General features: G+C 71.0%; 18 protein-coding genes and 2 riboswitches. Of the genes, 13 read left to right on the top strand and 5 right to left on the bottom strand.

The window, feature by feature from the left end; genetic code table 11:
- Positions 1–35: 35 nt before the first annotated feature.
- Genes cobO through NA2_RS07755 form a run of 4 tightly spaced genes read right to left on the bottom strand, consistent with a single transcriptional unit; the run spans position 36 to position 2,112 of the window.
- Positions 36–650: a cob(I)yrinic acid a,c-diamide adenosyltransferase gene (gene cobO, locus NA2_RS07770; protein ID WP_008596011.1), complete on the bottom strand. Its 615-nt coding sequence runs from the start codon at positions 648–650 to the stop codon at positions 36–38.
- Entirely contained in the window at positions 651–1,166 is a 516-nt protein-coding gene (cobU, locus tag NA2_RS07765; RefSeq protein WP_008596010.1) for a bifunctional adenosylcobinamide kinase/adenosylcobinamide-phosphate guanylyltransferase, read from the bottom strand. It abuts the gene before it with no gap.
- Positions 1,159–1,917, bottom strand: coding sequence for a CbtA family protein (locus NA2_RS07760; RefSeq protein WP_008596009.1), 759 nt, complete (start codon positions 1,915–1,917; stop codon positions 1,159–1,161). Before NA2_RS07760 ends, cobU begins: the two co-directional genes overlap by 8 nt.
- 15 nt (positions 1,918–1,932) lie before the next feature.
- Positions 1,933–2,112 carry a CbtB domain-containing protein gene (locus NA2_RS07755; RefSeq protein ID WP_040677224.1) on the bottom strand — a complete coding sequence of 60 codons (180 nt, stop codon included), beginning with the start codon at positions 2,110–2,112 and terminating at the stop codon, positions 1,933–1,935.
- 33 nt (positions 2,113–2,145) lie between these two features.
- A riboswitch (cobalamin riboswitch) is annotated at positions 2,146–2,345 on the bottom strand.
- A gap of 62 nt (positions 2,346–2,407) precedes the next feature.
- A riboswitch (cobalamin riboswitch) is annotated at positions 2,408–2,614 on the top strand.
- A gap of 39 nt (positions 2,615–2,653) precedes the next feature.
- On the opposite strand from NA2_RS07755, the gene NA2_RS07750 reads away from it, so the two are divergent.
- Genes NA2_RS07750 through NA2_RS07720 form a run of 7 tightly spaced genes read left to right on the top strand, consistent with a single transcriptional unit; the run spans position 2,654 to position 10,830 of the window.
- The gene (locus NA2_RS07750; protein WP_008596007.1) at positions 2,654–3,109 is read left to right on the top strand and encodes a DUF1636 family protein; all 456 of its coding nucleotides are present in this window, start codon (positions 2,654–2,656) and stop codon (positions 3,107–3,109) included.
- Positions 3,106–4,143 carry a cobalamin biosynthesis protein CobW gene (gene cobW, locus NA2_RS07745; RefSeq protein WP_008596006.1) on the top strand — a complete coding sequence of 346 codons (1,038 nt, stop codon included), beginning with the start codon at positions 3,106–3,108 and terminating at the stop codon, positions 4,141–4,143. Before NA2_RS07750 ends, cobW begins: the two co-directional genes overlap by 4 nt.
- Positions 4,144–4,147: 4 nt before the next feature.
- Positions 4,148–7,486 (top strand): cobaltochelatase subunit CobN, encoded by a 3,339-nt coding sequence (gene cobN, locus NA2_RS07740; protein ID WP_008596005.1) that lies wholly within the window; start codon positions 4,148–4,150, stop codon positions 7,484–7,486.
- Entirely contained in the window at positions 7,483–8,700 is a 1,218-nt protein-coding gene (gene cobG, locus NA2_RS07735; RefSeq protein WP_008596004.1) for a precorrin-3B synthase, read from the top strand. The genes cobN and cobG overlap by 4 nt, the downstream gene beginning before the upstream one ends.
- Positions 8,700–9,332: a precorrin-8X methylmutase gene (locus NA2_RS07730; protein WP_008596003.1), complete on the top strand. Its 633-nt coding sequence runs from the start codon at positions 8,700–8,702 to the stop codon at positions 9,330–9,332. The genes cobG and NA2_RS07730 overlap by 1 nt, the downstream gene beginning before the upstream one ends.
- A complete protein-coding gene (locus NA2_RS07725; RefSeq protein WP_008596002.1) occupies positions 9,329–10,069 on the top strand; it encodes a precorrin-2 C(20)-methyltransferase in 741 nt (246 codons plus the stop codon). The genes NA2_RS07730 and NA2_RS07725 overlap by 4 nt, the downstream gene beginning before the upstream one ends.
- Positions 10,066–10,830, top strand: a complete 765-nt coding sequence (locus NA2_RS07720) for a precorrin-3B C(17)-methyltransferase (protein WP_008596001.1) — start codon at positions 10,066–10,068, stop codon at positions 10,828–10,830. The genes NA2_RS07725 and NA2_RS07720 overlap by 4 nt, the downstream gene beginning before the upstream one ends.
- Here the strand turns inward: NA2_RS07720 and NA2_RS07715 are convergent.
- Positions 10,794–11,564 (bottom strand): cobalt-precorrin-6A reductase, encoded by a 771-nt coding sequence (locus tag NA2_RS07715; RefSeq protein WP_008596000.1) that lies wholly within the window; start codon positions 11,562–11,564, stop codon positions 10,794–10,796. The genes NA2_RS07720 and NA2_RS07715 overlap by 37 nt on opposite strands.
- 333 nt (positions 11,565–11,897) lie before the next feature.
- Between NA2_RS07715 and NA2_RS07710 the strand changes: the two genes are divergently transcribed.
- The 6 genes from NA2_RS07710 to cobS are packed head-to-tail and all read left to right on the top strand — an operon-like array spanning position 11,898 to position 17,128.
- The gene (locus NA2_RS07710; protein WP_040677218.1) at positions 11,898–13,136 is read left to right on the top strand and encodes a bifunctional cobalt-precorrin-7 (C(5))-methyltransferase/cobalt-precorrin-6B (C(15))-methyltransferase; all 1,239 of its coding nucleotides are present in this window, start codon (positions 11,898–11,900) and stop codon (positions 13,134–13,136) included.
- Positions 13,133–13,519: a cobalamin biosynthesis protein gene (locus NA2_RS07705; RefSeq protein ID WP_008595998.1), complete on the top strand. Its 387-nt coding sequence runs from the start codon at positions 13,133–13,135 to the stop codon at positions 13,517–13,519. Before NA2_RS07710 ends, NA2_RS07705 begins: the two co-directional genes overlap by 4 nt.
- On the top strand, positions 13,516–14,280 hold the full coding sequence (cobM, locus tag NA2_RS07700) for a precorrin-4 C(11)-methyltransferase (RefSeq protein WP_008595997.1): 765 nt from the start codon (positions 13,516–13,518) through the stop codon (positions 14,278–14,280). Before NA2_RS07705 ends, cobM begins: the two co-directional genes overlap by 4 nt.
- A complete protein-coding gene (cobA, locus tag NA2_RS07695) occupies positions 14,277–15,053 on the top strand; it encodes a uroporphyrinogen-III C-methyltransferase (RefSeq protein ID WP_008595996.1) in 777 nt (258 codons plus the stop codon). The genes cobM and cobA overlap by 4 nt, the downstream gene beginning before the upstream one ends.
- Positions 15,050–16,363 carry a cobyrinic acid a,c-diamide synthase CobB gene (locus NA2_RS07690; protein ID WP_008595995.1) on the top strand — a complete coding sequence of 438 codons (1,314 nt, stop codon included), beginning with the start codon at positions 15,050–15,052 and terminating at the stop codon, positions 16,361–16,363. Before cobA ends, NA2_RS07690 begins: the two co-directional genes overlap by 4 nt.
- Positions 16,364–16,366: 3 nt before the next feature.
- Entirely contained in the window at positions 16,367–17,128 is a 762-nt protein-coding gene (gene cobS, locus NA2_RS07685) for an adenosylcobinamide-GDP ribazoletransferase (RefSeq protein WP_008595993.1), read from the top strand.
- Positions 17,129–17,135 lie beyond the last annotated feature (7 nt).

Raw genomic sequence — 17,135 nt, 5'->3', positions numbered from 1 at the left:
TTGTCGAACCACGCACGGCGTCAAAGCAGTGCGCTCTAGAACTCCACGCCCTTCTGCGCCTTCACCCCGGCGGCGAAATGGTGCTTGACCTGGCCCATCTCGGTGACGAGGTCGGCTGCCTCGACCAGCGCCGGCTTGGCGTTGCGCCCGGTGACGGCGACATGCAGGTCGTCGCGCCGCGCCTTGAGCGTCTCGACCACGGTTTCGAGATCGAGATAGTTGTAGCGCAGGGCGATGTTCAACTCATCCAGCACGACCAGGCCGATCGACGGATCGGCCATCAGCTCGACAGCCTTCGCCCAGGCCCGCTCGGCGGCAGCGATGTCGCGCTGAAGATCCTGCGTTTCCCAGGTGAAGCCCTCGCCCATCGTGTGCCAGGAGACCCGGTCGCCGAAGGCCTCGAAGGCATCCTTCTCGCCGCTGTGCCAGGCGCCCTTGATGAACTGGACGACGCCGACGCGCCGGCCATGACCCAGCATGCGCAGCGCCAGGCCGAAGGCGGCCGTCGTCTTGCCCTTGCCCGGCCCGGTGTTGACGATCAGCAGGCCCTTCTCGACGGTCTTCGCGCCGACCTCCGCGTCCTGCACGGCCTTGCGCTTGGCCATCTTCGCCTTGTGCCGCTCGGCTTCCCGGTCGTCGATCTCACGCATTCACTTCACCTTCATGGGCAGGCCGGCGACGACGAGGATGACCGCGTCGGCCGCCGCTGCGGTTTGCTGGTTCAGCCGGCCCGCCGCGTCGCGGAAGCGCCGCGCCAGCGCATTGTCCGGCACGATGCCGAAGCCGACTTCGTTGGAGACCACCACGCTGGGGCCAGGCCGGGCCGCGAGCAGGCGGAGGAGACCCGCGCTTTCCGCCTCGATGTCCCGCTCCGCCAGCATGAGATTGCTGAGCCAGAGCGTCAGGCAATCGAGCAGCAGGGGCCGGTCGCCCGGCAGGACGGCCAGCGCGGCCACCAGATCGAGCGGCGCCTCGAGCGTGTGCCAGCCCGTCGCGCGCCTGGCCTGATGCACGCCGATGCGGGCCTGCATCTCGTCGTCATGGGCCTGCGCCGTCGCCACATAGGTCCACGGCGCGGGATGCGCCGTGACGAGGCTTTCGGCATGCGCGCTCTTGCCGGAGCGCGCACCGCCGAGCACCAGGGTCAGCCGGTCGGGATCACGCAAGGCTGCGCTGCTGCCGTGTCGAGGGAGCGAGCGCGAACCGCTTGCGCACAAGCGCGACGGCCACCCCCAGAAGCAGCCAGAACACCAGATTGGTGATCGTTACGGCGACGACGAAGCGATGATGCAGCTCCGCCGGCACGGGCGTCTCATGACTGACCGGTTGCGGCGCGCCGACGATATGCGGCGCAACGATGAGCACCACGCCGATCAGCGCCCACAGCGGTGCCGCGCGAAAGGCGATCAGCGCCAGGCCGGCGGCCGTGGCAACCACCGTCCCGACCCACCACACCTGGCGGGCGGCGAGTTCGGCGGCCTGCATTGCCGGCAGCTCCGGTGGCAGGCCAAGACCCGGCGCCAGCGTGAAAACGGCAAAGCCGGCAAACCCCCAGATCAGGCCCTGGCGCCAGCCAGCGATGCCGCCGGCGGCTTCCGACACGGCGACCAGCAGCAGCGCGAAGCCGATGCCCGTAACGATGTTCGCGAGCGCGGTGTAGGCCAGGCGCTCGAAGCCGTCGGCCGGCGCCCAGGCCTCGCCGTCATGGCTGTGGCCCGCGGCGGCGTGGTCATCGGCGGCGGGTTCCGCTGCCTCAGGGGCGGTCGCGGCGTGGCTGTGCGCCGGCGCGGCGCCCTCGAAGGTCTCTGCCTGGAGAATGAGCGGGACGGTATAGCCGGCCTGCATAAAGGTCATGACGATGCCTGCCAGCAGGCCCGCCAGCGCCGCGGTGAAAACGGCGTTGCGAAAGATGTTCATGAGCTCGCTCCCGCGTCAGTGGCAGGGAAACGCCATGGAATGGCGATAGTCGTGACCGGCATTGTGCACCGCCTCGACATGGGAGAAGCCCATGAATCCGACGATGAACAGGCCGAGCACGCCCGCCAGGGAGAGCTGGAGAACGCGTGACTGCGTGGAAGCGGCCACACCAGGCGTTGTCGAAGCAGATGTCATCATGCGTCCTTTCCCCTCCACCCGAGGGTCTGGTTTCTGTTTCCGTCACCGGCAGGTTTCCTGGCTTGCGGATCTGCGCTTCTTCCTGCCTTCCCAGAGCGGAAGCTCCAGTGGCGTCGTCGGAAAAAGCTCTCCGCCTACAGTTGCGGGGGCAGCCGCGGCTTCGGCGCTTGCGCGCCACACCGCATTCCCTTCTGGTCCGCTTGCGCGGCACCGATGACGGGCGGAAGCATAACGAAAATGCCGACCGCGGCAAACCGTTTGTTGTGCGCATTGACAGTCGCATTCGGCGCGCCGTAAATGCGTCGATGACGGTCCTCCTTCCGTAACGGAGGAGGCTAAGAGGGAATGCGGTGCGGGTGCCTGACCCAAGACCGCAGCTGTCCCCGCAACTGTAGGCGGAGAGCTTTTTCCGACGACGCCACTGGAGCTTCCGCTCTGGGAAGGCAGGGAAAAGCGTCGATCCGTGAGCCAGGAAACCTGCCGTCGACAACAGAAATCCTGACCGCCCGGCGGGTGTCCCGGGCAAGGAGCGTGAATTGTGACCGTCGACAGCGCCATCGCGCGCGATCCCCTGACCGATTGCGAAAGCCCTGCCGGCGAAGCGGAAGCGGAAGATGCCGTGACCGTGATCGTCTGCAGTTCCTGCCGGCACCCCGAGATTCCCGCCGGAGAGACCGAGGCCGCCCCGCGTCCCGGCTCCCTGCTCGCCGCCGCCACGGCGCGCGCCGCGGAAAACACCGATATCACCGTCAAGCACATCGCCTGCCTCGGAAACTGCAAGCGCGGCCTTTCCGCCGCCATGCTCAAGCCGGGCGCATGGAGCTACGTCTTCGGCGGCCTCGACGTCGACAGCGGCCCCGACCTGATTGCCGGCGCCGAGCTGTTTGCCGGCTCAGAGGACGGTTTCATGCCGTTCCGTGCCCGGCCCGAAAGCCTCAAGCGCGGCCTCATCGCCCGCATTCCCACATTCGACAGCCTGAAGGATCTGCCATGACCGCTTCCCTCGACCGCGTCCCCTGCACCGTCGTCACCGGCTTTCTCGGCGCCGGCAAGACCACGCTCATCCGCAACGTGCTCGAGCAGAGCAACGGCAAGCGGCTGGCGATCATCGTCAACGAGTTCGGCGACGCCGGCATCGACGGCGAGATCCTGAAAAGCTGCGGCGTCGAGAACTGCCCGGAAGAGAACGTGCTGGAACTTGCCAATGGCTGCATCTGCTGCACCGTGGCCGACGATTTCGTGCCGGCGCTCGACCAGATCCTGGCGCGCGAGCCGAAGGTGGACCACATCCTGATCGAGACCTCGGGCCTGGCGCTGCCCAAGCCGCTGGTGCAGGCCTTCCAGTGGCCGGCAATCAAGAACCGCGTGACCGTGGACGGTGTCATCGCCGTGGTCGACGGGCCGGCGCTCGCCGAGGGCCAGGTGGCCTCGGACATGGACGCGCTCGACGCCCAGCGCGCCGCCGACGAAACGCTCGATCACGACGATCCGATCGAGGAAGTGTTCGACGACCAGGTGGCCTGCGCCGACCTCATCATCCTGTCGAAGAGCGACCTTCTGGACCCGGCGGCCGCCGAGCGGGCGCGCGCGCGGATCGAGGCGCATCTGGCGCGCAACGTCACCATCGTGCCGTCGGCGCAGGGCAAGGTCGATCCGGCGCTGCTGCTCGGCCTCGGGCTCGCGGTCGAGGACGATATCGAGAACCGCAAGACGCATCACGACGGCGCCGACGACCATGAGCACGACGATTTCGACACCTTCGTCGTCGACCTGCCGGCCGTGCTGCATCCCGACGACCTGCAGCGCCGCGTCAGCGCCGCCATCGATACCGGCGAAGTGCTCAGGCTGAAGGGCTTTGCCCATGTGAAGGGCAAGCCGATGCGCCTTCAGGTGCAGGCGGTCGGCCCGCGCGTCTCGCATTATTACGACCGCCCGTGGAAGGCCGGCGAACTGCCGGAGACGCGGCTTGTGGTGATCGGCCTGAAGGGCATCGACCGGTCGCGCATCGAGACGCTCCTGTCCGCCTGATCCGATGCATATCCTCGCCACCACCACCGCCTCGCTGGACGACCTGATCGAACCCGTCGATCTGCGTCTGGCGCCGGCGGAGATGGTGGCGCTGTCTTTCACCGACAGCGACCTGGCGGGCATGGCCGCCGCATGGCGGACGGAGCGCGACACGCTGCCCTCGCTGCGGCTTGCCGCCCTGCGCGACCTGCGCCACCCCATGTCGGTCGACCTCTGGCTCGACGGCACGGCGGCGCAGGCCCGCGTCATCCTGGTCCGCGTGCTGGGCGGCTATGACTGGTGGCGCTATGGCTGCGACCAGCTTTGCCGGCTGGCACGCGACAGGAACATCGCCCTGGCGCTGCTGCCGGGCGAGGGGCAGGCCGACGACGCAAGACTTGCCGAACGCTCGACCGTTTCGCCGAAGGAGCGCATGGCGCTGCTCGCCTGCTTCCGCGAAGGCGGGCCGGACAATATGCGCGCGGCGGTGCGGCGCATGGCGCGGCTTGCCGGACGCGCCGTCGATGCGCCCGAGGCGAAGCCGCTCGCCAGGGCCGGCTTCTATGCGCCGGGCCAGGGCATCGTGCCGCTGGATTTCTTCACGACCGCACCCGACGCCGCACGGCCGGTCGTGCCGATCCTGTTCTACCGCTCGATGCTGCTGGCCGCCGACATCGCCCCCATCGACGCGCTCGCGGACGCGCTTGCGGAGCAGGGCATCAGCCCGGTGCCGGTCTTCGTCTCCAGCCTGCGCGAAGCCGAGGCGGCGGATCTCGTCGCCGAAGCCGTCCAGCAGCTCGGCGCGTCGGCGCTGGTCACCGCGACCGCGTTTTCCAGTGGCGCGGAACCGGGCGCTCAGGCCCTCTTCGACCGGCTCGGCCTGCCCGTCTTCCAGGTGGTGACCGCCACCACGAGGCGGCAGGCCTGGGAGGAGGGGCAGCGCGGCCTCGCGCCGGCCGATCTCGCCATGCATGTGGTGCTGCCGGAGCTCGACGGCCGGATCATGGCCGGCGCCATCTCGTTCAAGGACGATGCGGCGCTGGACGAGGGCCTGTCTTTCGGCGTGCAGCGCAACCGCCCCGAGGCAGGCCGCATAAGGCAGGTCGCCGCACGCATTGTGGCCGTCCTCGCCCTGGGGGTAAAACCGGCGGCGGAGCGGCGGCTGGCGATCCTGCTGCCCGACTATCCGAGCGCGCCGGGACGCACCGGCTATGCCGTCGGCCTGGACGTGCCGGCCAGCGTTCTCGCCATGCTGCACGATCTGAAAGAAGCCGGCTATGCAGTTTCCGGTATTCCGGAAACCCCGCGCGCCCTCATGCAGGCGCTGAAAGATGCTTCCGAGAGCATTTCATTAGTCGACTACAAAAGATCCTTATCGGGCCTGCCCAAGGCGGCGCGAGACACGCTGGACGCCACCTGGGGACCGGCCGGGGACGACGCCGAGGATGGCGTCTTCGGTTTTCGCGCCGCGCGTTTCGGCAATGTCACGGTGGCGCTGGCGCCGGATCGCGGCCGGGCCGCCGACCGGCGCGTCGATTACCACGACCCGGCGCTCGCCCCGCGCCATGCGCTGGTCGCCTTCGGCTTCTGGCTGCGCGGGGCGCTCGGGATCGACGCGCTGATCCATGTCGGCGCGCACGGCACGCTGGAATGGCTGCCGGGCAAGACCGTCGCGCTGACGGAGAACTGCTTTCCCGAGATCGTCGCGGGCGCCCTGCCCGTCATCTATCCCTTCATCGTCAGCAATCCCGGCGAGGCCGCGCAGGCCAAGCGGCGCATCGGCGCGGTAACCCTCGGCCATCTCACGCCGCCGCTGATCGGCGCCGGCCTTTCAAGCGACCAGCAGGAGCTGGAAAGGCTGGTCGACGAATATGCGCAGGCGGACGGGCTCGACCGCCGCCGCCGCGACCGGCTGGCCCGCCTGATCGTCGAGACGGCGGAGCGCACCGGTCTCACCCGCGAAGCCGGCGTGTCGGACGCGGCGGACACGGACGCGGCCCTGATGCAGATCGACGCCTGGCTGTGCGACCTGAAGGATTTCGCCATCAAGGACGGCCTGCACATCTATGGGCGGGCATCCGAAGCCGGAAACACGCCGGAGCGCGCAGCTTGCGCCGACGCCGAGCGCGCCGCGCTGCTCGCCGCACTCGATGGCCGGCACATCCCGCCCGGCCCGTCCGGGGCGCCGGCGCGCGACCGCACGGATGTCCTGCCGACGGGCCGCAACATGTTCACCGCCGATCCGCGCACCCTGCCGACGCCGACCGCAACGGCGCTCGGCAAGCTTGCCGCCGACGAAGCCGTGCGCGCCTATCTCCAGGAGCATGGCGACTGGCCGCGCGCGCTGGTGATCGACCTTTGGGGCAGCGCCAGCCTGCGCACGGGTGGCGAGGAGATCGCGCAGGGTCTCGCGCTGATGGGCTGCCGCCCGCAATGGGACGCCGCGACGGGCCGCGTGACCGGCATCGAGGTGCTGCCGCCGGCCAGCCTCGGCCGGCCGCGCGTCGACGTCACCTGGCGTATTTCCGGCCTGTTCCGCGACATGTTCCCGACGCAGATCGCCCTGCTCGACACCGCCTCGGCCGCCGTCGCCGCGCGCGACGAAGGCGACGACGAGAACCCGCTGGCCGCCGCCGCACGGGCCGGCGGCGCGATCCCGCCACGCGTGTTCGGCTCGGCCCCCGGCACCTATGGCGCAGGCCTCGAAGAGAAGCTGGCGCGCGGCGACTGGCATGACCGCGCGGAACTGGGCCAGGCCTATCTGGATGGCGCATCCCATTCCTTCGGCGGCGCCGAGGGCGAGGGCAGGCCTGCCGAAGGCGCCTTCGCGGCGCAGGTCGCCGCGGCCGACATGCTGCTCCATACGGGCGACGACGCCGGCCGCGACATCCTCGAAGGATCGGCCGACGTGGCCTTCATCGGCGGGTTCGCAGCAGCCGTCGAGGCGCTGGGCGGCAAGGCCGATCTGGTGGTGCTCGACACCACCGATCCGCAGCGCCCGCGCGCCCGCTCCCTGGCGCAGGCGATCGCCCGCACGGTGCGCGCCCGGGCGGTCAACCCGGGCTTCATCGCCGGGCAGTTGCGGCACGGGCCGCGCGGCGCGGCGGAGCTGGCCGAGACGGTGGACCGGCTGGTGGCCTTCGCCGAAACCACTGACGCCGTTCCCGGCGCGCTGATCGAAGCCGTGTTCGACGCCTATCTGGGAGACGAGGCCGTTCGCGCCTTCCTGCTGCACGAGAACCCGGAAGCCGCCCGTGCCATGGCCGAGCGGTTCGCGGCGGCGCGGCGGCGAGGCCTTTGGCACCCGCGCCGCAACGCCATCGACGGCGACCTCGCGGCGCTGATCGCGGAGGCCGCGGCATGACGATGCGGCGCGGCGCCTGCCCCACCCTCCTCAAGCCCATGCAGACCGGCGACGGCCTTCTGGTGCGCTTCGCGCCCGCGCCGGGCCGGCTCACGCCCTCGCGGCTGAAGGCAATCGGCGAGGCGGCGGAGCAACACGGCAACGGCCTCGTCGAGATCACCTCGCGCGGCAAGCTGCAGGTGCGCGGACTGACGGCGGAGAGCGCGCCGCTCCTTGCCGAGCGCATCTGCGAACTGGAACTCGGCCTCGCCGACGGGCTGCAGGTGGAGACCGGACCGCTCGCCGGCTCCGCCGCCGACGAGATCGCCAACCCCCTGCCCCTCGTGGACAGGATCACGCGGCTGATCGCAAAGAACGGTCTGGCCGAAGCGCTCGCGCCGAAGGTTTCGGTCATGGTCGATGGCGGCGGCGCCCTGCATCTGGCGGAGATCAGCGCGGACATCAGGATCGAGGCGGCGCCGGATGGCCAGTGGCGCATCGGCGTCGGCGGCAATGGCGCAACCGCCCGTTGGCTCGGCCAGGCCGACGCCGACCATGCCGCCGCGACCGCCGTCGCCATCCTCGGCCTGCTGGTCGACAGGACCGGATTGATGCGCGCCCAGCATCTGCGCGACGAGGTGCTGGATGAACTCGCGGGGGGGCTGACGCCGGCATCCTCCCCCCCGGCGTTCGATCACCCGACGCCGGTCGGCGATTTCCCTCTGCGCGGCGGAGAGACGGCCCACGGCTTCGCCATGTCCTTCGGCCAGGCGCGCGGCGCGGACCTCGCCCGCTTCGCCGAGGCGGCGGACGGCGCGCGCGAGATCCGGCTGGCGCCGGGCGGCGGGCTGGTCGTCCTCGGCCTGCCGCACGGCAGGGTGACCGCGCTGCGCGCCACCGCCCGGGAGCTGGATTTCATCGTGGATGCCGAAGACACCCGTCTTCTCATCGTCGCCTGCGCCGGCGCGCCGTCCTGCGCCGCCGCCTTCTTCGACGCCAAGGCCGTCGGGCGGGACCTCGCCGGGTCGGGCCTGCTCGACGGGTCCTTCCGCGTGCATCTTTCCGCCTGCGTCAAGCTTTGCGCGCAGCCCTTCGGTCGCAAGGCTACGCTGATCGGCCGCAAGCGAGACTGCATCCTTTCCGCCGATGGCGCCATGCCGGACGGCGCCCTCGAGACCTTCCTCACCGAGCGTGGCGAAGCGCATCGCACCACGCCCCGCCGAAAGAAATCCTGATGCCTGAAACCGACTACATCCGCGACGGCAACGCCATCTACGCGCGGTCCTTCGCCATCATCCGCGCCGAAGCGGACCTTGCCCGCTTCTCGGACGACGAGGCGGATGTGGCCGTGCGCATGATCCACGCCTGCGGGCTGGTCGAGGCGGCGCGGCACTTCGTCTTCTCGCCGGGCTTCGTCGAGGCCGGGCGCGGGGCGCTGAAAGCCGGTGCACCGATCCTGTGCGATGCGGAGATGGTGGCGCGCGGCGTCACCCGCACGCGCCTGCCCGCCGACAGCGACGTCATCTGCACCCTGCGCGATCCGCGCACGGCGGTGCTGGCGGAGGAGATCGGCAACACGCGGTCGGCGGCGGCGCTGGAACTGTGGGGCGAGCGGCTGGAGGGCGCGCTGGTCGCCATCGGCAACGCGCCGACCGCCCTGTTCCACCTGCTCGACATGCTGGCCGCCGGCGCGCCCAGGCCCGCCGCCATCATCGGCATGCCCGTCGGCTTCGTCGGCGCGATGGAATCGAAGGAGGCGCTGGCCGAGAGCGGCCTCGGCATTCCCTTCGCCATCGTCCGCGGGCGCATGGGCGGCAGCGCCATGACGGCCGCTGCCGTCAACGCACTGGCGAGGGCCGGCCTATGACCGGTACCTTAATCGGCGTCGGCACCGGCCCCGGCGATCCCGAGCTTCTGACCCTGAAGGCCCTGCGCGTTCTGGAGAGCGCCGACGTGGTGGCGCATTTCGCCAAGCGCGGGCGCAAGGGCAATGCGCGCCGCACGGTCGAGGGCCTGCTGAAACCATCGGTCGTCGAACTGCCGCTCGACTATCCCGTGACCACGGAGATCGACAAGGCGCATGCCGACTATATCGGCGCCATCCAGAGCTTCTATGCGGAGTCCGCCGCACGCGTCGAAGACCATCTGCGCGCCGGCCGCGACGTGGCGGTGCTAAGCGAGGGCGACCCGCTGTTCTACGGCTCCTACATGCATCTGCATGTGCGGCTCGCATCACGCTATCCCGCGCGCGTCATCCCCGGCATCACCGCCATGTCCGGCTGCTGGTCGCAGGCCGGCCTGCCCATCGTGCAGGGCGACGACATTCTCAGCATCCTGCCCGGCACCTTGCCGGAGGCGGAACTGATCCGCCGGCTGTCGGACACGGAAGGCTTCGTCATCATGAAGGTCGGGCGCAACCTGGCGAAGATCCGCCGGGCGCTGGCAGCCGCCGGCAAGCTCACCGGCGCGGTCTATGTGGAACGCGGCACGATGGACGACACGCGGACGCAGGACCTCGCCGACAAAGCCGACGACGAAGCGCCCTATTTCTCGCTCATCCTCGGCCCCGGCTGGCAGGCGAAGCCGCAGGGAGAAGCCGCATGAGCGGGCGCCTCACCATCATCGGCACCGGCCCCGGCAATGCAGCGCAGACGACGCCGCAGGCGCGCGCGGCGATTGCCGCGGCGACCGACTTCTTCGGCTACGCGCCCTATCTCGACCGGCTCGACCTGAACGACCGGCAGGCGCGCCATGCCTCGGACAATCGCGAGGAACTGGCGCGCGCCCGCGCCGCGCTGGAGATGGCGGCCTCGGGGAGAAGCGTCGCCGTCGTCTCCGGGGGCGATGCCGGCGTCTTCGCCATGGCCGCCGCCGTCTGCGAGGCCATCGAGCACGGCCCGGCCGAATGGCGCGCGCTCGAGCTGGAGATCGTTCCGGGCATCACCGCCATGCTGGCCGTCGCAGCCCGCGTCGGCGCGCCGCTGGGGCATGATTTCTGCGCGATCTCGCTGTCCGACAATCTGAAGCCCTGGACGCTGATCGAGGAACGGCTAGCCGCCGCTGCCGGCGCCGGCTTCGTCATCGCGCTCTACAACCCGATCAGCCGCGCCCGCCCCTGGCAGCTCGGCAAGGCGCTGGAAATCGTGCAGGGAATTTTGCCGGCTACAACGCCGGTCGTGTTCGGCCGGGCCGCCGGCCGGCCCGACGAGCGCATGACGGTCGTGCCGCTCGCCGAGGCGCGCGGCGAGATGGCCGACATGGCGACCTGCGTGATCATCGGATCGCCGGAGACCCGCCTCATCGCCCGCGACGGCCTGCCGCCGCTGGTCTATGCGCCGCGCTCCGCGGCAGGGAGGCCGACATGATCGCCGATCCACTGCAGCGCGTCATCGACCGTCCCGACAGTGGCGACGCCGGTCTGCTTGGGCCGGTCGATCATGATCACGGGCAGGCCCAGCGCGCGGGCTGCGGCGATCTTCGCATAGGTCGCCGCACCGCCGCTGTTCTTGGCGATCACAATCTCGCAGCGATGCTCCTTCAGCAGCGCGGTTTCATCACTTTCAGAGAACGGGCCGCGCGCAAGGATGCACTCGGCATCGGGCGGCAGATGCGCCGGGTCGACCGGCTCGACGCTGCGCACCAGATAGTGATGTTGCGGCGCGCCGGCGAAGGCGCCGACCTCCTGCCGGCCGATGGCGAGGAACACGCGGCACGGCACGTCGCCGAGCAGGCGCGCCGCCTCGGCCATGCTGGCCGCCGCGCGCCAGTCGTCGCCGGCGACGGGCTGCCAGGGCGGCCGCATCAGGGTGATCAACGGGATTGCCGTTTCCGCCGCCGCCTCTGCCGCGTTGCGCGCCATGCGCGCGGCGAAAGGGTGCGTGGCGTCGACCATCAGGCCGATGTTCTCGTCGCGCAGATAGCGGGCAAGGCCCTCCGGCCCGCCGAACCCGCCAACGCGCACGACGCCCGCCGGCATCTGCGGCGCGCTGGTCCGTCCGGCAAGCGAGGTGACGACGCGCAGCTCCGTGCGGCCGGCAAGCCTTTCCGCCAGCCGCCGCGCCTCGCCCGTTCCGCCAAGGATGAGGATGTGGGTGGCCATGGGGTTTTCTAGAATGTTTCGGCTGCCGCTGGAAGCGCAGGCGCGTGGCGCGCATCTCTCTGGCCTCCTGAGCTTGTCGAATGGGGCGGCCATCTGCTGGAGATGCGCAGGGACATCGCCTCAGACGGCGCGGTACCCCCACCCCTTACCCCTCCCCTCAAGGGGGAGGGGGATGATGAAGCGCGGCGACTTTCTTCCCTCCCCCTTGAGGGGAGGGGTCGGATTCGCTCGCGATCGGCGAAACCCATCCCACCGCCGATCTACCCCCTTGAGGGGGAGATGGCCGGCAGGCCAGAGGGGGGTGTGCCGCGCGCCGCGCGCGCCCAGAAGCCGATGAAGCCCGTCTCTCCCAAGAACTCCGGCACCCGTCCGTGGCTCACCATCGTCGGCATCGGCGAGGACGGTGTAGCGGGCCTGAGCAGCGCCGCGCGCGATGCGGTCGGCGACGCCGAATTCGTCTTCGGCGGCCACCGCCATCTGGCGCTGGCGGAAGCGCTGATCGCCGGCGAGCGATGCCCCTGGCCGTCGCCGTTCGAGAAGGCCATCGACGCCATCGAAGCGCTGCACGGCCGTCGCGTCTGCGTCCTCGCGTCGGGCGACCCGTTCCAATTCGGCGTCGGCGCGACGCTGGCGCGGCGCATCGACGCCGGCGAGATGCGCGTTCTTTCCGCACCCTCCGCCTTCAGCCTCGCCGCCGCCCGGCTCGGCTGGCCGCTGCAAGCGGTGGAGACGGTGTCGCTGCATGGCAGGCCCATCGCCCCGATCCGCCCGCTGCTGCATCCGAGCTGCCGCATCCTCGCCCTCACCTCCGACGGCAAGGCGCCGGCGGCGATCGCCGCGCTCATGACCGAGGCGGGTTTCGGCGGTTCCCGTTTCCATGTGCTCGAAGCGCTGGGCGGGCCGCGCGAAAGCCACGCGGCCTTCACGGCAGGGACGGTCGGGGATCGCCGCTTCGACGATCTCAACGTCATCGCCATCGAGGTCGTCGCCGCGCCGCAGGCCCGCGTCCTGCCGCTCGGCACGGGGCTGGACGATGCGTTGTTCGAACATGACGGCCAGATCACCAAGCCGGAAGTGCGCGCCGTGACGCTGGCCGCGCTGCAGCCCCGGCGCGGCCAGCTTCTCTGGGACATCGGCGCGGGATCCGGCTCGGTCTCCATCGAGTGGATGCGCCAGCACGGCTCGCTCTCGGCCATCGCCATCGAGGCCGACGCGGCGCGCGCCGGGCGCATCGGCCGCAACGCCGAAGCGTTCGGCGTGCCCGATCTCCGCGTGGTGACCGGCGCGGCACCGCAGGCGCTCGGCGACCTGCCCGCGCCCGACGCGGTCTTCGTCGGCGGCGGCGGCAGCGCGCCGGGCGTCATGGACGCCGCCGTCGCGGCGCTCGCGCCCGGCGGAAGGCTCGTCGCCAATGCGGTGACCCTGGAGATGCAGGCCGTCCTGCTCGAGCGCCATGCGGCGCTCGGCGGTGACCTGGTGGAGATCGCCATCGCCCGCGCCGCGTCGGTCGGCGGCATGACGGCGCTGCGGCCGTCGCTGCCCGTCCTGCAATGGCGCTGGAGCAAGCCATGATCTGCGCCGGGCTGGGAAGCAGGAGCGATGTCGTGCCCGACACGGTGCTGGCGGCCATCGACCGGGCGCTCGGCGCGCACGGGCTAACGCGCGCCGTGCTGTCGGCGCTCGCCACCGTGCCGCGCAAGGAGGGCGAACCGGCTTTCCGCGAGGTCGCGCACCGTCTCGGTCTGCCGCTGATCGTTCCCGACGAGGACGCCCTTCGGGACGCCGCGCCGCGCTGCCTCACCACTTCCAGCGCCTCGCTGCGCGCCACCGGCGCCGGCTCCGCCAGCGAAGCCGCCGCCCTTGCCGCCTGCGGTCCAGTGGGCCGCCTGCTCGGCCCGAGACACGTCCACAACGGCGCCACCTGCGCCATCGCCATAACCGGAAACCAACCATGACCGTTCATTTCATCGGCGCCGGCCCCGGCGCCGCCGACCTCATCACCGTGCGCGGGCGCGACCTCATCGGACGCTGTCCCGTCTGCCTCTATGCCGGCTCTCTGGTGCCGCCGGAGCTTCTGGCGCACTGCCCGGAAGGCGCACGCATCGTCAACACCGCGCCGATGGCGCTGGAGGAGATTGAGGCCGAGTATATGGCCGCCCACGCGGCGGGGCACGACGTGGCTCGGCTGCATTCGGGCGATCTCTCCGTGTGGAGCGCCGTCGCCGAGCAGATGCGCCGGCTCGACCGGCTGGGCATCCCCTATACGTTGACGCCGGGCGTGCCGTCCTTCTCGGCCGCCGCCGCCGCACTCGGCCGCGAGCTGACCATTCCCGAGGTGGCGCAGAGCCTCGTCCTGACGCGCATCTCGGGCCGGGCCTCAAAAATGCCTGCGGGCGAGACGCTGCCGGGCTTCGCCGCCACCGGAGCGACGCTTGCCATCCACCTGGCGATCCATGCGCTCGACCGCGTCGTCGCCGAGCTGACGCCCTTCTACGGCGCGGACTGCCCCGTCGCCATCGTCGTGCGCGCCACCTGGCCGGACGAGCGCATCCTGCGCGGAACGCTCGGCACCATCGAGGCGGCGGTGGCGAAGGATCCCATCGACCGCACGGCGCTGATCTTCGTCGGGCCGGGCCTGGCGGCGGAGGATTTTCGCGAAAGCGCGCTCTACAGCGCCGAATACCAACGCCGCTTCCGCGGACGCGAGGGCCTATGAGCACGATCACCGCCCTCGACCGGCTCGGCTTCGCGCCGGAACACTTCGAACCCGGCCACGTCTGGCTGGCCGGCGCCGGCCCCGGCGGGCTTTCATGCCTGACGCTCGGCGTGCTGGCGGCGCTCTCCGAGGCCGACAGCGTCGTCTACGATGCGCTGGTCGATCCCGCCGTGCTGAAGGCCGCACCGCAGGCCGCGCATCACTATGTGGGCAAGCGCGCCGGGCAGCCCTCGACAAGCCAGGACGAGATCAACCGGCTGCTGGTCGCGGAGGCAAGGGCGGGCCGCCGCGTCCTGCGGCTGAAGGGCGGCGATCCGAACATGTTCGGACGCGGCGGCGAGGAGGCCTTCGTGCTCGCCCGCGCCGGCATTCCGTTCCGCTTCCTGCCGGGCATCACCTCGGCGGTCGGCGCGCTCGCCGATGCCGGCATCCCGGCAACCATGCGCGGCGTGAACAAGGCCGTCATCTTCGCCACCGGCCACGCCGCCGGAACGCCGGACGATCTCGACTGGACGGCGCTCGCCCGGACCGGGCAGCCCATCGTCATCTATATGGGCATGCACAGGCTGAAGCTGATCGTCGCGGCGCTGACGGAAGGCGGACTTGCCGCCGAAACGCCGGCCGCGCTGATCATGGACGCGACAACCCCGCGCGAACGCATCCTCACCGCCGATCTGGGCAACCTGGTCGAAGAGGCGGAACGCCAGGGTTTCGGCTCGCCGGCGATCATCGTCGTCGGCGGCATCGTGGCGCTCCGGGAGCAGCTCCGGTGACCGCCCGTGCGCTCATCATCGGCGCGGCGCGCTCCGGCTCCGGCAAGACCAGCGTCACCATCGGCCTGATGCGCGCGCTGAAGCGGCGCGGGCTTGCCGTCCATGGCGCCAAGTCGGGTCCCGACTATATCGACCCCGGTTTCCACACCGCCGCCACCGGCCATCCGGGCGTCAATCTCGACAGCTGGGCGATGCATCCCGACCTGCTGGCGCATCTGGCCGGGAAGCAGGCGGCGGGTGCCGACATGCTGCTCATCGAAAGCGCCATGGGCCTGTTCGACGGTATCGTTTCGGAACCGGGACGATCCGGGGCTGCGGCCGATATCGCGCGCCTTTACGGCGTGCCGTGCCTTGTCATCCTCGACGTCTCCGGCCAGTCGCAGACGGCCGCGGCGCTCGCCACGGGCTTCGTCACCTACGATGCGCGCGTGCCGATCGCCGGCGTGGTGCTCAACCAGGTGGCGAGCGAGCGGCACGAGACCATGGCGCGCCAGGCCATCGAGGCCGCCGGCATCAGGGTGCTGGGCGCGGTGCACCGCAATCCGGACATGGCGCTTCCCGAGCGCCATCTGGGACTGGTGCAGGCCAGCGAGCACGATGCGCTCGAAGCCTTCATCGAACGCCTCGCCGACGTGATGGAGAAATCGATCGACCTCGACGCGGTGATCGACGCGGCGCAACCATTGGCGATTGCCCCGGGAACGACACAGCAGATGCTGCCGCCGCCCGGCCAGCGCATCGCCATCGCCCGCGACCGCGCCTTCAGCTTCGTCTACCCGCATGTGGCGGCGCATTGGCGCGCGGCCGGCGCCGAGCTTCTGCCCTTCTCGCCGCTCGCCGACGAGGCGCCGGACGCGTCCGCCGATGCCTGCTGGCTCCCCGGCGGCTATCCCGAGCTGCACGCGGCAACGCTCGCCGCCGCCGGGACCTTCCGCGCCGGCATGCAGGCCTTCGCCGAGACCCGCCCCGTGCATGGCGAGTGCGGCGGGTTCATGGTGCTCGGCCAGGCTCTGGAAGATGCCGACGGCGTGACCCATCCCATGCTCGGCCTGCTCGGTCATGTCACGAGCTACGCGAAGCGCAAGATGAATCTCGGCTACCGGCAGGCGCGCCTGCTGGCCGACTGCCCCATCGGCGCAGCCGGCGCGACCATACGCGGCCACGAGTTCCACTATTCGCGGCTGGTCGACCCCGGCGCCGACGCGCCGCTCGCCGAACTGGCGGACGGCCAGGGCCGCGCGCTCGGCCCCTCGGGCGCACGGCGCGGCCGGGTGACCGGCACCTATTTCCACGCGATCGCACGGGGATAGGGCATGAGCGAACCACGCCCGGCCCTCTCGCCGCTTCGCGACATCGCCGCCTGCATCGGCTTCTACACGCGGCTGCCACTGCCGGCCTTCGCCATGCCGGCGCGCGGCTTCGCCGAAGCGCAATGGGCAGCACCCGTCGCCGGCCTTCTGGTCGGCTTCATCGGCGGCGCGGCGATGCTGGCAGCGCTGGCGCTCAGCCTGCCGGCGACGGTCGCCGCGGCGCTGACGCTCGCCGCCACGCTGCTCGTCACCGGCGCGCTGCATGAGGACGGGCTGGCCGATGTCGCCGATGGTTTCGGAGGCGGAACGACCCGCGAGCGCAAGCTCGCCATCATGAAGGACAGCCGCATCGGCGCCTATGGCGTGGCGGCGCTGGGGCTGTCCTTGCTGCTGCGCTGGTCGGCGCTCGCCACGCTCGGCTGGGCCGCCTTTCCCGCCCTTCTCGCAGCCCACGCCACCTCGCGCGCGCTGATGCCGGCGCTGATGCGCCTCCTGCCGCCGGCACGCGCCGATGGGGTCTCGGCGGGCGCGGGCAGACCGGGCGGCATGGCTGTCGTCACGGCTCTGCTGATCGGCGGCTTCGTCCTGCTTGCCGCCGGACCCGGCCTGTTTCTCGTCGCCGCGCCCCTGCTGGCGATCGCCCTCTTCCTCGTCAGGCGTCTCGCCGCGCGGCAGATCGGCGGCCAGACCGGCGACGTGCTCGGCGCGCTGCAGCAGGGGGCCGAGGCGCTGGTCCTCGTCGCCGCCACACTCCATCTCACCTGAAGGACCG

Source organism: Nitratireductor pacificus pht-3B, assembly GCF_000300335.1.
GTDB classification, from domain to species: Bacteria; Pseudomonadota; Alphaproteobacteria; order Rhizobiales; family Rhizobiaceae; genus Nitratireductor; species Nitratireductor pacificus.
This window is presented reverse-complemented; position numbering and strand designations above follow the sequence as displayed.